This window comes from Desulfovibrio oxyclinae DSM 11498 (assembly GCF_000375485.1).
Lineage (GTDB): Bacteria > Desulfobacterota > Desulfovibrionia > Desulfovibrionales > Desulfovibrionaceae > Pseudodesulfovibrio > Pseudodesulfovibrio oxyclinae.
This window is the reverse complement of the sequence record NZ_AQXE01000002.1, coordinates 81651-96749: the sequence shown is the minus strand read 5'-3', so window position 1 is coordinate 96749 and position 15099 is coordinate 81651. Positions and strand designations below refer to the sequence as shown.

The window sequence follows — 15099 nt, the reverse complement described above, 5'->3', positions numbered from 1 at the left end:
ATTCAGAAGAGCCGCAAGGCATGACACCGATAAGGAATGTCGGCGATCCATTATCATCCCTGCCGCCTTGACCGCATCAAGCCGGACCGGTCTTGTGATAATGTCCACAGCCTGATATTCCGGTAGGCTAGGTAACGTAAACAACGGAGGCTTCATGTCACTTCATCCGATGGCCGGGAAACCCCCGACCCATGACATGCTGGAAAACATCCCCCGGCTCGTCACGGCTTTCTATTCCAGGAAACCGGATCCCAAGAATCCGGACGAAATAGTATCCTTCGGCACCTCCGGACACCGGGGCTGCTCGCTCACGTCCACCTTCAACGAGTCGCACGTCATGGCCGTGTGTCAGGCCGTCTGCGAGCATCGCAGAATGCGCGGCATCGACGGTCCGCTGTTTCTGGGAATGGACACCCACGCCCTTTCCGAACCGGCCTTCACCACCGCGCTTGAAGTCTTCGCGGCCAACGGCGTGGCCGTTCGCTACCAGATGGGCTTCGGCTACACGCCAACGCCCGTCATCTCTCACGCCATCCTGAGCTGGAACCGGGACCGCACCACCGGACTGGCAGACGGCGTGGTCATCACCCCTTCGCACAATCCCCCGCGAGACGGCGGCATCAAGTACAATCCGCCGGATGGCGGCCCCGCCGACTTCCGCACCACCGCCGCCATTCAGGACGGGGCCAACCAGATCCTCATCGACAAACTGGTGAGCGTGAAACGCGTCCCGTTGGCACAGGCACTGACCACCGACGGCGTGGAAGCCATCGACTACGTCATGCCCTATGTTCGCGATCTGGGCAGCATCCTGAACCTCGAAGCCGTGGCCGCCGAAGGCCTCAAGATCGGCGCTGACCCGCTCGGCGGTTCGGGACTGGCCTACTGGGAGCCCATCGCGGACGAGTACGGGCTGGACATCACCGTCACCAACGACGCGCCCGACCCGACCTTCAGTTTCATGAGCGTGGACAAGGACGGCAAGATCCGCATGGACTGCTCCTCGCCCTACGCCATGGCCGGGCTCATCGCCATGCGCGACCGCTTCGACATCGCCTTCGGCAACGACCCGGACTTCGACAGACACGGCATCGTGACCCGCGCCTCGGGCCTGCTCAATCCGAACCATTACCTTTCCGTGGCGGTGGACTATCTGTTCCGCAGCCGTGAGCACTGGTCAACGGAAGCGGCCGTCGGCAAGACCGTGGTCACCAGCTCCATGATCGACCGCGTGGCCGAAGGGCTGAACCGCGAGATTTTTGAAGTCCCTGTGGGCTTCAAGTGGTTCGTGGGACCGCTGCTCAAGGGCACCTGCGCCTTTGGCGGGGAAGAATCCGCCGGAGCCAGCTTTGTGCGCTTTGACGGCAGCCCGTGGAGCACGGACAAGGACGGCATCATCCTGAACCTGCTTGCCGCCGAGATCACCGCCGTCACCGGACGCGACCCCGGCGAACTGTACAAGGAACTGGAGCAGAAGCACGGGGCACCCATTTACCGCCGTAGCGACGCCCCGGCCACCAACGAACAGAAGGCGGCCTTCAAGCGGCTCACTCCGGAATCCGTCCGCACCGAAACACTGGCGGGTGACGCCATCACCTCGCGCATGACCCATGCGCCCGGAAACGGCGAACCCATCGGCGGTCTCAAGGTCAGCACGGACAACGGCTGGTTCGCGGCCCGACCGTCCGGAACCGAGGAAATCTACAAGATATACGCGGAGAGCTTCCGCGACGAACAGCACCTCGACGCCATCGAGGCGGAAGCCAGAACCATCGTCGAAGCGCTGTTCTCCAAATGAGACCCCGGCCCATGAACCGCGCCGCGATCTTCGTCCTTATCGTCCTGGCAGCGGCGGGCATGTTCATGTCCGCCGCTCAGGGCATGGCCGCCCCCCTGAAAAAGACGGTGCGAGCCTGTGACGACATCTCGGAGTGGCCGCCCTACGTATTCTACGAGCGTGAGGGAGAGGAGGCCGGGACGCTCGTGGGCATGTCCGTGGACGTACTCGAAGAGATTCTCGACGCTCAGGGAATGAAGCTCGAAGTCTCCCTCATGCCGTGGAACCAGTGCCTGGAGCGCACACGCAAGGGGGACGTGGACGTAGTGCTCAATGCCGCCTACAGCCCCAAGCGAGCCTCGGAATTCCTGCTTTCCGAGACCTTCTACCTAACCACCCCGATCATTCTATACTCCACGCATCGCTACCCCCTCGGGCCCTACATCAAGTCGCTTGAGGACCTGCACTCCATGAAAGGCTGCGGGGTGAGCGACTTCGGCTACCACCAATATCAGATTCCGCCCGAACGGCTGGACACGTCCTCCGGAACCATTGTCCAGGCCGTGAAGAAGCTGCTTCAGCAGCGATGCGACTATATTCCCATCGCCTATGAACCATATGCGGCCTACGTCTTGACCGGCATCGACATTCTCTCCGATCCGGCCCTCGGCCACGCTCCGATCCCCGGCATGCCCAAGACGCCCTACCACATGCTCCTGCCCCGCACCCCGCGCGGCGAGAAATTGCGCGCCATCATCGACGAAGGACTGCGACGGATGAAATCCGAGGGGCGCCTTCAGCAACTGTTGGACGAATACGGCATCCGCTAAAAAAATGACCCCGAGGCAGCTACCCCGGGGTCGTGATCACTTCGAGACGATTTCCACTCAGGCTTCGGGAATTCGGCCAGCCACCTGATCGGCTTCGGCATCCTTGCCCTGCGCCCGGAGAGCACGGACCAGCACACCCAGATAGTCGCCGCGTTCCGGACGAAGCGCCGCGCTCTGCCTTGCCAGCACTTCCGCAATCTGCGGATCCTCGCCGCCCTCCATGTAGAGCAGTGCCAGCATGTACATGGCGTGGGCATCGTTGTGGTTGGCGTTGAGCGCAAGATGAAGATATTCGCGCGCCTGCTCAAGATCGCCCCGTTTCCACGCTGTGCGGGCCAGCGGACGGTAGGCCAGCGTTTCCCCGCCCCTGAGGGTGGAAGCCTTGAGATACAGGCGTTCCGCTTCGTCGAGATTCCCCTCGCGCTCGGAAAGGTTGCCCAGCCGCACGAGGCTGAATATGTGCTCCGGCTCCTGTGCCAGACAACGATCGTATGCCACCCGCGCCTCTTCCAAGCGGCCCATGCGGTGCAGCACGCGCCCGAGGTTGTACAGGGCCATCACATCGTCCGGCTCCCGTTCCAGAACCGTTGAGAACTCTTCCCGTGCCTCTTCCAGCTTGCCAAGGTGCGCGTAGCAGATGGCCAGCGAATTGCGCGCCGTGGAGTTTCCGGACTCCAGCTCCAGCGCCATGCGATAGCGATCCAGCGCGCCGTAGACGTCGCCGTCGGCCCACATCCTGTCGCCGGTAAGGTTCAGGGTCACGGAATCGAACACGGCCACGCGGGGTGCGGGCAACAGCAGGGCATGGTCCAGCGCGTCGCGCACGTTGGCGAGTGTCTCGCCGGGCTGAAAGTCGAGGCAGGGATGCACCGCGCCCGCAGCGCAGACATCCACGGCCAGCTTGCTCTCGCAACGGGTGGCTATCTCCGCGCATGCTGTCCTGAGGGCTTCATCCGAAACATCGGGGACAAGAAAGATCAGACCGCCGAGGCCGTAGTTACCGCCCACGGCCTCCGTCCCGAGCACATCGCGGGCGACCGTCGCCGCGTGTCGGGTCATGCTCTCCATGTGCGCGCGGTAGCTGGCCACGGATTCCGGCGGTTCACTCAGAATCTTCACGATGCACAGGCCGAACGCGCCCTCGCCGCGGTATTCCTCGAAACGGCCCATGAAGGCACGAAATTCCAGCAATCCCGACTCCTCGTCACGGGTCTCGGTGCCCCCGGCGGTGTCGAAGATGCTCTGCTGTTCGGTGACGAGCACCAGCCGGTCGCCGGGCTCCACAGGCCACGCCGCGTCCGCCAGATGCAGGACCTCGGCAAAGGCGATGTCCTCCTGCGCATCCACGATAACGGCCTCGGCCTTGTACATGGACGGATAGCGGCCGGAGATGCGTTCGTCAGCCGTCAGCGCCGCGTCGGCCGGACGGCCCGAAATGGTGGACCGGATCAGGAAGCGCTGCCCGACCCGTGCGCCTACGGTGGTCCCGAGGCTCACGGCCATGCGGTCCAGTGGAAGCGTTTCCAGCACGCGACCGCCTTTTTCAAGGATGTCCCGGTACCCGAAGACGCGGTTGCGGCCCATGTCCTTGGCCACGGCGGCGGCGCGGCGTGCCTTGCGCAGTACGATACGCCCCTGCTCCGAGGCGTCGAGGCCGTACTGGCGGCCGTCCAGCGCCTGCGGATACGAGGCGTAGCCGATACTCAGGCTCACCCGCACGCGGTCGCCGGAAACCGGGTCGTCGAAATGCAGCTTCTCCACGCTTTCGCGGATCACCTCGGCCAGCTGAAAACAGGCGCGCCGATTGGCATCCGGCAGCAGCACGGCGAACTTGTCGTTGCCGTAACGGGAGGCGGCGGCAAAGCCCGGACAAACCTCGGCAAGACAGCGGCCCACCTCGGCCACTATACGGTCGCCGAAGGGGTAGCCGTAACGGTCGTTCACGGTCTGAAAACGATCCAGATCCAGAAAGAGTACGCCGAGGTTGCCCGAAAACGTGGGCATCTCCGTATCCGTGTTCTCGCAGGCGGCCAGCCCGCCGGCTCCGGGCACGAGACAGCCCTTCACACGATCCACGGCGCGCGTCAGCACGGAGAGGAAGTGTTCCCGGTTGAACAGGCCCGTGAGACGATCCGTGACGCAGTGCTTTCGGAGCGCAATGATCTCCAACGCCGCGTTGGCGATGCCCGCCAGATACTTCGGGGCCACGCTGGGTGCCTGCACGGTGACGTCGCGCACCACGAAATACGCCAGCATGCGGCCGCCCTGCACCAACGGCAGCAGCAGTTCCCGGTCCTCCCCCCGGTATTCCGGCTCCGGAGGCTCCGCATCGGGATCCGTTGACCTTGGGAAAAACAGGCTGTAGGAGGTAAAATTCAGATATTTCGACACGGCATCCTTGACGTCGTGTTCGTGATCGATGATTTCCTGACGCGTCAGGGTCGCGCCGCCGTATGAAGAACCGTCGATTTTTCTCATGATCGCGGACACTACAACGGCTCCGGACTTTGCACAAGAGCGCGTGAGCGCTCCCTGAGGAAACAGTGGACACGCGTCGGGAAATGTCATAGCAGGGCATCCCTTGGGCGCGCCCGGGCACGGCAGTCCGGGCCAAGGAGCGGCACCGGTCCCGAAGGCCGGGAATGGCATCAAACCGCCCGGGAAGATCGCAATGAAAATCATACGTCATCCCAGAGAACTGCAGCAGCTGTGCATGGACTGGGAAAGCAAAGGCCGGCGTATCGGCCTCGTCCCCACCATGGGCTATTTCCATGAAGGACACCTGAGCCTCATGGATGACTGCCGCAAGCGCTGCGACAAGCTCGTCGTTTCGCTTTTCGTCAATCCCACACAGTTCGGTCCCGGCGAGGACCTTGAGACCTACCCCCGCGACGAGGAACGCGACGCGCGTCTGGCCGAAGAGCACGGCGCGGACGTCCTGTTCGTTCCCGAGCCGGGAGGCATGTACGACCCTGACCACGGCACCTGGATTCAGGTTCCCGAAATGGCCAAGGGCTTGTGCGGCGCATCCCGCCCGGATCATTTCCGCGGCGTATGCACCGTGGTCTGCAAGCTGTTCATGCTCGCGCGGCCGAAAGTCGCGGTATTCGGCCAGAAGGACTGGCAGCAGCTGGCCATCATCCGCCGCATGGTCCGCGACCTGAACATTCCGGTGGAGATCACGGGGCACCCCATCGTGCGAGAGGCGGACGGCCTTGCACTGAGTTCCCGCAACGTCTACCTTACCGAAGAGGAGCGTCGCAACGCGCCGAATATCCACGTCGTCCTGCGCAGCGCCGCAGAAAAGGCGAAGTCCGGCACCACGAACGCCGAAACCCTCAAGCGATTCATCCGCGACGAGCTGGCGGCCAAGGTTCCAGGCGGCAGGCCCGATTATATCGAAATAGTCGATCCCGAAACTCTTGCAAACGTGAACGAAGTTCGGCAGAAAGCCCTCATCGCGGTAGCTATATTCATGAGTCGGGCTCGACTGATAGACAATTTTTCAATAGAGGTGTAAGCCTGTGTCCCAGAGAAACTTTCTCAGCGCCAAAATACACGGCGCAACAATAACCTGTGCGAAGCTGGAGTATCACGGCAGCCTGTCCATCGACACGAAGCTGCTGGAAGCCGCGGGCATCCTCCCTTTTGAGCGGGTCGACATTTACAATCTCGACAACGGAGAACGTCTCTCCACCTATGCCATCCCCGGCGGCCCCGGGGAGATATGCATGAACGGAGCGGCTGCGCACAAGGGGAGCAAGGGTCAGCGGATCATCATCGCCACCTACCAGTGGCTGGACGAATCCGAAATGATCGGCGCAAAGCCCAAGGTGATCATCGCCGGGCCCGACAACTCCATCCAAGAGACTATCGACTACGAAATAAACGTTGTACCCAATGCATCGTAAAAATAGATACTGAAGGAGGAATCGATGCTTTTTCCCAAAGGCAAGTACCTGTTCACGTCCGAGTCCGTGACAGAAGGACACCCCGACAAAGTGGCCGACCAGATTTCCGACGCCATCCTCGACGCCATCATGGCAGAGGATCCGAACTGTCGCGTGGCATGCGAAACGCTCGTAACCACCGGCATGGCCTTCATCGCGGGTGAGATTTCCACCACTGCCTACGCCGACTTCCCCGACATCGTCCGCAACACCATCAAGGACATCGGGTACAACAGCTCCGACAAGATGGGCTTCGACTGGGAGACCTGCGCAGTCATCTCTTCCATCGACAAGCAGTCTCCGGACATCGCTCAGGGCGTTGACCGCAAGAGCCCCGAGGAGCAGGGCGCAGGTGACCAGGGCATGATGTTCGGTTTCGCTACCAACGAAACCCCGAGCCTGATGCCGACCCCCATCTACTACGCGCACAAGCTCTCCCGCCGCCTGACCTACGTTCGCAAGAAAGGCGTGCTGGACTTCCTGCGCCCGGACGGCAAGACCCAGGTCTGCGTGGAATTCGAGGACGGCAAGCCCAGCCGCATCGACAACGTGGTCGTCTCCACCCAGCATGACGAAAACATCTCGTATGCCGACCTGCAGGAAGCCATCATGCGCGAAGTGGTCATGAAGACCCTGCCCGAGCATCTGGTGGACGACAAGATCAAGACCTACATTAACCCCACCGGACGTTTCGTCATCGGTGGCCCCGTGGGCGACGCAGGACTGACCGGCCGCAAGATCATCAACGACACCTACGGCGGCGCCGGCGCGCACGGCGGCGGCGCGTTCTCCGGCAAGGACCCGTCCAAGGTGGACCGCTCCGGCGCCTACATGGCCCGCTACGTTGCCAAGAACATCGTGGCAGCCGGACTCGCGGACGAATGCGAAGTCCAGATCGCCTACGCCATCGGCGTGGCCGAACCGGTCTCCGTGGTGGTCAGCTCCCGCGGCACCGGACAGGTGCCCGACGACGTGCTGACCAAGGCAGTGAACGAAGTCTTCGACCTGCGCCCCTACTACATTCAGGAGCGCCTGAAGCTTCACCGCCCCATCTTCCGCAAGACCACCAACTACGGCCACTTCGGTCGCGAGCTTCCCGAATTCCAGTGGGAACAGACCGACGCAGTGGACGACCTGCGCACCGCCTGCAAGATCTAGCGGCGGCACAAGAAAAGACAAAGGGCGGATGCTTCGGCATCCGCCCTTTTTTTCTTTATCCGTTCAGCATGGCGAGTCGCTAGTTTCCGTATCCATGGTAGTCATGGTAGCCGCGCTTCATGCCACCGCCCATCATGCCGCCGTGGTAACCGCCGCCCATCATGCCACCGTGCATCATGCCGCCGCCCATCATGCCGCCGCCCATCATGCCGGAGCAGGCACCGAAGGACAGGCCCTTCTCGCGCATGTCCATGAACATCTTCACGCGCATCTGGTAGCCCTTGGACATAAGGTCGCCCACTTCACCGGCAAGCTTCTCCACCCGACCGCGATCCACATTGTCCTTTGCGAGCTCGCCGGATATCTGGGCCCGCTTGGACCAAATCTTTTCCGAAAGCTCCGCAAAGGAGTCCTGATACTTGGCGTGAATCTCGCGGGATGCTTCAATCTGCTCCTCGGTGAGTCCGTATCCACCACCGTAACGGGAGCCGTCCATCATATGTCCGGACCCCATCTGAGCGAACGCCTGTGCGGTGATAAGGGAAAGGCCAAGTCCAAGCAGGATTGCAAGTGTCTTCTTCATGGTTTGAACCTCCTGATTCTATTTTGGAGGCCACCATACCATGCTGAATTCCATTTCGCATTATTATCAAGCAGAAGATTTGTTCGGTAATCATTTTCTGCACAAGGTTGCCACAATCGCCTCCCGTGGATAGAAAAGAGAAATCCGCATTCACGCCGCCAAGCGTGCTTCAGGACCTGCAACCTCATCGGGAGAGACCATGCGCATCCGTTTCAAGCTGCTCATCCTCTTGCTTTCCATAGCACTCATACCGCTGCTGGCCGTTCAGTTGAGCGTTCGGGAGGACATTACCGAACTTGGCGGCACACTCGCGGAACAAAGCGAGGACACGCTGGTACGCAAGGCCGGGTCCGGTCTGGAGCGCATCGCAAAGGACCACGCCCGAATCCTGCGCCGGGAACGTCAGTTGCTTGAAGCCGCATCGATTCTGCTGGCCTCCAAGATCGAAGGCGTGCTCTACGGACACTCCCACACCGCCCCAAACCCTGATTTTTCCCCGCCCGAAGATACGATCCCCTATCTTGAGGACTACGTTCTGCGACTCGGAAACGACTCCACGGTCCCGCTGAAAGTGAATTTCCGAGAGCTGGGCGTTTTCACCCCGAACGAAGCCGCCTCCGAGAGCAACGCCACCAAGGCGCTGGAATCTCTGGTGCCCCTTCTCGGTCGCATCAAGTTCGACTACCCAAATCTCGTGCTCTGGGTACGTGTGCATCTGGAGAACGGCGCCACCGTCATGTATCCCGGGCTTGAGGCCGCTCCCGACCGTGCTCCGGGCATGGGCATGGGAGGCATGATGCATGGTGGCCGCATGGGAGGCATGATGCACGGCGGCATGGCGGACGGCATGATGTCCGAGGAGATGCTTGACCGGATGCGAAGCGGATTGCACGGCATGCGCAGCAGGACGCCGCTGGGCCCGCCCGTGGGACAGGAGCTGCAAACCCGCCTTGCCTGGTCGCAGCCCGGTCCGGACGAACTCACGAAGCGAATGTCGTTTCGCATCACCGCACCCATAAGGGACACGATGGGGAAAACCATGGGTAACCTCAGCATAGTCGTCCCCATCGACTCCCTGCTCGGCCGCAGGCACAAGGCCGACATGTATTCCGGAGACTCGGAAGCTCTTCTCGTGCGGCCCGACGGAGAAGACGATCAGGCCCCGGACAAGCTCAAGATTCTCGCAAGAGAGACCTCCACCCGCGAGCAGCGCCAGGGCAACTGGATGGTGCCGGAAGGGAAAAAATCCCTCTCCAGACCGGGGAATGAATCCTTTGCCGCAGTCCTTGAGCGAATACGTAAAGGGGAAACCGGCATGACCCACATCGCCGGTGACGAGCACGACACCCTCTGGGCCTTCTCTCCGGTGGACGATACCGGCACCTCGCTGCTGCTCATCGTTCCGAGGGCGGACGTGGTCCGCGACGCCACACAGGCCCGCGAATTCGTTCTCGCACAGGTCCACGAGCATACGCAGGAAATGGGTATCATCATTCTCGTCGTGGCCGGACTGGTAATCGGCGTGGCGATGATTCTCTCCAGACTCTACACGCGCAATCTCATCGAGCTGGCTTCTGCCGTGCGCAGCGTCGCGCTGGGCAATTTCAACACCCGCGCCACGGTGCGGTCCACGGACGAGATCGGCCAGCTCAGCCACGCCTTCAACCAGATGGTTCCGGAACTGCGCGAGCGCGTCGCCATCAAAAACGCACTCGAAGTGGCGCAACAGGTTCAACAGGACCTGCTGCCTGCAGCGCCCCCGGAGAGCAACGTATACGACGTGGCTGCCGACAGCGCCTACTGCGATGAAACCGGCGGCGATTATTACGGATTCATCATCAGGGGAGCCGAAGGCGAAAGGATTCTTGCCGCGGTTGGCGACGTCACTGGCCACGGCATCCCGGCCGCGCTGATGATGGCCTCGGTCCGGGCCTATCTGCGCTCTCGCGCCGCCGCCGACCAGCCCCTGGACGAGATCATGCGCTCGGTCAACCAGCTTGTCTCCGAAGACGTGGACGGCACCGGTCGCTTCATGACCCTTTTCCTTTTGGAATTCGACCAGAATCGCCGCGTGAGTTGGGTTCGCGCAGGACACGATCCCGCCCTGCTCTTTGACCCGGCAACCGACAGCTTCGAGGAATTGGGGGGCGACGGCCTGCCGCTGGGCGTCACGCCGGATGCAACCTTCGAACTTCGCAGCCGCGAGTTGGAAGAAGGGATGGTGATTCTGGTCGGCACCGACGGTATCTGGGAAACCAAGTCTCCCGACGAGGAGATGTACGGCAAGGAGCGTCTCATGACCCTTATGCGTGAGAATGCGAGCGCTTCAGCCGTCAATGTACTGGCCGCCATCTTCGAGGACCTTCACGACTTCAGGGGTGACGCGCCGCAGGACGACGACGTCACCTGCGCCGTCTTCCGCGTGGGCTTCTCAGATCAGGCGGAGCCGCCGACTCCCGAGGAAATGAACTACTGAGCCTACTCGTCCATGGATACGCAGAACGGCTCCGCTTCGAATGCGGTCATGTCCACGCACAGAATGAGATCCACCCCGGATGGAGAGTGCCGGAATTTTCTCGCGTAGGTCATGCAGCGGTTCCCTGAAGCAAGCGAAATGTATGGACGCGTCACATGTTTGGGCAGGCCCGCACGGATGGGAATGTAGTAGTCCTTGAGCGAGTGATCCGCGCCGACTTCCGCCGGGGCATAGAGCACTCGCCTGGTCCGCATGAGCACGTCGGGGTCGCAGACGGTGGACGTGACCTGTGCGCCCCGAATATCCAGCACATACATGCATTCGAGGCCCGGCCCTTCTTCGATGCACCCGGCAAGCTCCTCGTCCATCCTGTCCAGAGGAATGGCTGCCAGCCGCATGCAGAGCGAAAGCATCACGGCGTCCATCGCCGCGCTGTGCTCGTGCCGTCCGCTGATTCGCCGCGTGCTGCGCGCCCGGTGCCCTGCCGCCACTTCTTCGGCCATGCGTATGGCTCCGCGACAGCTTGAACCCGGTTGCTCCGGGACGGCGTAGAGAAACCCCTGATGCAGGTCCACCCCGCAATCCAGTACACACAGCGCTTCCTCAGGGGTTTCCACGCCTTCGGCCACGACCAACGCGCCGATCCGTGCCGCCAGTCGCACGAGGCAGCGCACGATTTCAAGCTTGTGGAAGTGTTCATGAACCCCGGAAATGAGCGACCTGTCCAGTTTGAGGACATCCGGTTTCAGAAGCGGAATGCGATCCAGATTGGAGTGCCCCGCGCCCACGTCGTCAAGGGCTATGAGAAAGCCTCTGCGTCGGTAGTAACTCACGAAATCCATTAGCGCGGAGAGGTCCGCAGCCTTTGACTCCACCAGTTCCAGAATGACGTTGTTCGGGGAAACCCCGATGTCCTTGACCATGCGGTTCAGGGCGTGTGAGCCGCGCGAGCCGTATTCTAATACGGAGACATCGGTGTTCAGCGAGAGCATGACGCCGCCGTCGTCGTGATGGACGGGGCCGAAGGCTTCCAGTGCCTTGCGGCTGCACATGGCGTCCAGCTCTGTTCCGAGACCGCCCCCGGCCCTGCCGAACAGCAGCGCCGGGGGGATAATCTCGTGGGTGTCCGGCTCAAGGCCTCTGGAGAGGGCCTCCACCGCGAAGACCGAGCGCCGGGATATGGAAACGACGGGCTGAAAGAGCGTCTTTACCGATCCGGCTTCGAGGATTTTCCGTACATCGGGGAAACCGTCTTCCATGCCCGTCATTCCTTTTTTCATTTGGTTAGAGGATGCCGTCTTCTTCGGTGCGGATGCGCAGGGCGCGGGCCAGTTCCACCACGAAGATCACGCCGTCGCCTTCGTTGCCGGTCTGACCGGCGGACTTGATGGCGTCGATGGCAGGTTCCAGGAAGTCTTCGTTGACACCGATCTCCAGTCGAACCTTCTTCAGCAGATTCACTTCCATGGTCACGCCGCGCCAGGTTTCGGTGAACCCTTTCTGACGGCCGGAGCCGAGGACGTTGGTGACGGTCATGGAGTAGATTTCCTTGGCGTAGAGGGCCTGCTTCACGTCGTTCAGACGTTCGGGCCGGATGTATGCGATAACCAGCTTCATGGTTCTTTCTCCTTTGATTTCAGTTCTATTCCGGCTATTCGGTGGTGAAGAGCTGGAAGCCGTTGTAGGATTCGGAACCGTGCTCGGCGATATCGAGACCCTTGAGTTCCTCGTCCTTCTTGACCCTGAGGCCCATGAGACCCTTGAGGATGGAGAACATCACCCAGCCGACACCGAAGGCCCAGACAAAGAAGGCGCCAACGCCGATGAGCTGCACGCCCAGGAGCTTGAAACCGCCGCCGAAGAACAGGCCGCCGTCGATGTTGAACAGACCGCAGGCAAGGGTTCCCCATGCGCCGCACACGCCGTGCACGCTGGATGCGCCGACGGGATCGTCGATCTTGAGCACCTTGTCGATGAATTCAATGGAGAGCACCACGAGCAGACCGGCGATGAGACCGATGACGATCGAGGAACCGGGGCCGACGGTGGCGCAACCGGCGGTGATGCCGACCAGTCCTGCAAGGGCGCCGTTCATGGTCATGGAGATGTCCGGCTTGCCGAAACGGAACCAGGAGATAAACATTGCGCCGAGCACGCCGCCTGCCGCCGCCAGGGAAGTGTTCATGGCGATCATGCCGATGGTGTTGTCAGCAGTGGTGGTGGAGCCGGGGTTGAAGCCGAACCAACCGAACCACAGGATGAACACGCCCAGACCGGCAAGCGGGATGTTGTGACCGGGAATGGCCTTGGCCTTACCGTCTTCGGTGTACTTGCCCACGCGGGGTCCGAGCACCATGGCACCGGCCAGAGCCAGCCAGCCGCCCACGGAGTGGACTACGGAAGATCCTGCAAAGTCGTTGAATCCCAGACCTTCGAGCCAGCCCGCGCCAGCATCGCCGAGCCACAGGCTCCCCCAGGCCCAGTGGCCGGAGATGGGGTAGATCAAGCCGGTGACGAGGGCGCTGACCACGACGTAGGTGCCGAATTTGGTGCGCTCGGCCATGCCTCCGGAAACGATGGTGGCGGCAGTGGCGGCAAATACGCTCTGGAAGAACCAGAAGGTATAGGTCCAGGGCAGATCACCTTCGGCAACGCCGCCGAGGCTGAACCCGGAGGTGCCTATGAAGCCCCCCATGTCCGTGCCGAACATGAGCGCGAAGCCAAAGAGGAAAAAGATGACCGTCCCCGCCGAAAAGTCGAGGAAGTTTTTCATCATGATGTTACCCGCACTCTTTGCGCGAGTAAAACCTGCCTCGACACATCCGAATCCTGCCTGCATGAGCATGACCAGAATGGCGGCGACGAGAGTCCAAAGGATGTTGGCGTTCGACTGGGTCAGGAACTCCGCGTCCCCCGCATGTGCCCACGCGGGGAGGAACGTGGCACTCATGACAGCCGCGGCGACGGCCAAACGAGCGTTTTTGCCGACCGGGTTCCGCAGAATTGAAAGCATAGTGGTCCTCCTTGAAAGGTTGCGTTGATGCCCTCTCAAGGCAAGCTTGATGCCAAAACCACTAACTACCCATTTTAATTGAGCAATTTAAAACTCCTCAATCCACACCATCATCAAGTTGCACATTTTTGTACACTTTAGAACAGCTTCTATTGTTCTGTTTTACAAAATAATCACTTTTTAGAAATCTTGAATCAAACACAAAACCAATCATATCCATTTTTGTCATTTTACATGAAGTTAAATTCCTTGTTGACATCGGGACCGGCTTTCGCATAGGTCAAAAGACATGAACAAAATCTTTGCCAACTACTCCCTCTTTACCTACCTGTATTTTTGGTTTTGGTACGGACGCGTCCGCGTTTCCGGAGAGGGTGTGTTGTAGCAGGGAGAACCTGAAAACAACCTCAAAGGGGCCGCGGGCGGAAAGCCGGCGGCCCCTTTTTTCGTTCGGTGAAAAGGGCAGGGGCCGCAGGATGTTGGCGGTTCCAAAAGCAAAGGAGACTGGAAAATGCACATAGGCAAAGCCATCCGGTTGGAGCGCATCTTCAACCGAAACACCGGAAGAACCATCGTGGTCCCCATGGATCATGGCGTCACGGTCGGGCCCATAGACGGGCTGGTGGACATGAAGGACGCGGTATCCAGAGTCGTCGAGGGCGGGGCCAACGCCGTCATCGAACACAAGGGTCTCGTCCGATGCGGCCACCGAGCCGAAGGCCGCGACATCGGCCTCATTGTCCACCTCTCCGCCTCCACATCCATATCCCCCTTCCCCAACGCCAAGACCCTCGTCGCCACAGTCGAAGACGCCATCCGCCTCGGAGCCGACGCAGTCAGCATCCACTGCAACCTCGGCGACGAAACCGAAGCCAGAATGCTCAACGATTTCGGAAAAGTTTCCGCCTCCGCCGCCGAATGGGGCATCCCCCTGCTGGCCATGGTCTACGCCCGCGGCCCCAAGGTTCCCAATGAATACGACCCCGAAGTGGTGGCCCACTGCGCCCGCGTGGGTACCGAGCTGGGCGCGGACGTGGTCAAGGTCTGCTACACCGGTGATCCCGAGACCTTTACCAAGGTCTGTGACTCCTGCTGCATCCCCGTGGTCATCGCGGGCGGCCCCAAGCTCGACTCCACCCGCGACTTCCTGCAAATGGTGCACGACTCCATCCAGGCAGGCGGCGCGGGTCTTTCGGTTGGACGCAACGTGTTCCAGCACAGCGACCCCACCCGCCTCTGCGAAGCCCTGAACATGGTCGTCCATCAGGACGTGAACGTGGAAGACGCCCTCGCACACGTCGGGGAATAAGGA

Annotated in this window: 12 protein-coding genes; 7 read left to right on the top strand and 5 right to left on the bottom strand. The window is 61.1% G+C overall.

The window, feature by feature from the left end; translation table 11 throughout:
* The first annotated feature begins 154 nt into the window (after positions 1-154).
* Both pgm and B149_RS0103065 read left to right on the top strand, forming a co-directional pair.
* The gene (gene pgm, locus B149_RS0103070) at positions 155-1798 is read left to right on the top strand and encodes a phosphoglucomutase (alpha-D-glucose-1,6-bisphosphate-dependent) (protein WP_018123696.1); all 1644 of its coding nucleotides are present in this window, start codon (positions 155-157) and stop codon (positions 1796-1798) included.
* Between the two features lie 11 nt (positions 1799-1809).
* Entirely contained in the window at positions 1810-2607 is a 798-nt protein-coding gene (locus B149_RS0103065) for a substrate-binding periplasmic protein (protein WP_018123695.1), read from the top strand.
* Positions 2608-2664: 57 nt separating this feature from the next.
* Here the strand turns inward: B149_RS0103065 and B149_RS0103060 are convergent, their stop codons facing one another.
* On the bottom strand, positions 2665-5097 hold the full coding sequence (locus B149_RS0103060; protein ID WP_018123694.1) for a diguanylate cyclase domain-containing protein: 2433 nt from the start codon (positions 5095-5097) through the stop codon (positions 2665-2667).
* 181 nt (positions 5098-5278) lie between these two features.
* Between B149_RS0103060 and panC the strand changes: the two genes are divergently transcribed.
* From panC to metK, 3 genes are read left to right on the top strand one after another with little or no spacing between them, the layout of a single operon-like run.
* Positions 5279-6127: a pantoate--beta-alanine ligase gene (gene panC, locus B149_RS0103055; RefSeq protein WP_018123693.1), complete on the top strand. Its 849-nt coding sequence runs from the start codon at positions 5279-5281 to the stop codon at positions 6125-6127.
* 4 nt (positions 6128-6131) lie between these two features.
* Complete coding sequence (gene panD, locus B149_RS0103050; RefSeq protein WP_018123692.1) at positions 6132-6518, top strand: aspartate 1-decarboxylase; 387 nt, start codon at positions 6132-6134, stop codon at positions 6516-6518.
* 24 nt (positions 6519-6542) lie between these two features.
* Positions 6543-7715, top strand: coding sequence for a methionine adenosyltransferase (metK, locus tag B149_RS0103045; RefSeq protein ID WP_018123691.1), 1173 nt, complete (start codon positions 6543-6545; stop codon positions 7713-7715).
* 79 nt (positions 7716-7794) lie between these two features.
* Here the strand turns inward: metK and B149_RS17715 are convergent, their stop codons facing one another.
* Positions 7795-8298 carry a Spy/CpxP family protein refolding chaperone gene (locus B149_RS17715; RefSeq protein WP_018123690.1) on the bottom strand — a complete coding sequence of 168 codons (504 nt, stop codon included), beginning with the start codon at positions 8296-8298 and terminating at the stop codon, positions 7795-7797.
* Between the two features lie 199 nt (positions 8299-8497).
* Here B149_RS17715 and B149_RS16245 point away from each other — a divergent pair, with 199 nt between their 5' ends.
* Positions 8498-10774 (top strand): PP2C family protein-serine/threonine phosphatase, encoded by a 2277-nt coding sequence (locus B149_RS16245; RefSeq protein ID WP_018123689.1) that lies wholly within the window; start codon positions 8498-8500, stop codon positions 10772-10774.
* Positions 10775-10776: 2 nt separating this feature from the next.
* On the opposite strand, the gene B149_RS0103030 is transcribed toward B149_RS16245, so the two are convergent.
* From B149_RS0103030 to B149_RS0103020, 3 genes are read right to left on the bottom strand one after another with little or no spacing between them, the layout of a single operon-like run.
* Entirely contained in the window at positions 10777-12033 is a 1257-nt protein-coding gene (locus B149_RS0103030; protein WP_018123688.1) for an EAL domain-containing protein, read from the bottom strand.
* 25 nt (positions 12034-12058) lie between these two features.
* Positions 12059-12391: a P-II family nitrogen regulator gene (locus tag B149_RS0103025; RefSeq protein WP_018123687.1), complete on the bottom strand. Its 333-nt coding sequence runs from the start codon at positions 12389-12391 to the stop codon at positions 12059-12061.
* A gap of 34 nt (positions 12392-12425) precedes the next feature.
* Positions 12426-13787 (bottom strand): ammonium transporter, encoded by a 1362-nt coding sequence (locus tag B149_RS0103020; protein WP_020397808.1) that lies wholly within the window; start codon positions 13785-13787, stop codon positions 12426-12428.
* Positions 13788-14298: 511 nt separating this feature from the next.
* Between B149_RS0103020 and B149_RS0103015 the strand changes: the two genes are divergently transcribed.
* Positions 14299-15096, top strand: a complete 798-nt coding sequence (locus B149_RS0103015) for a 2-amino-3,7-dideoxy-D-threo-hept-6-ulosonate synthase (protein WP_018123684.1) — start codon at positions 14299-14301, stop codon at positions 15094-15096.
* Positions 15097-15099: the final 3 nt, after the last annotated feature.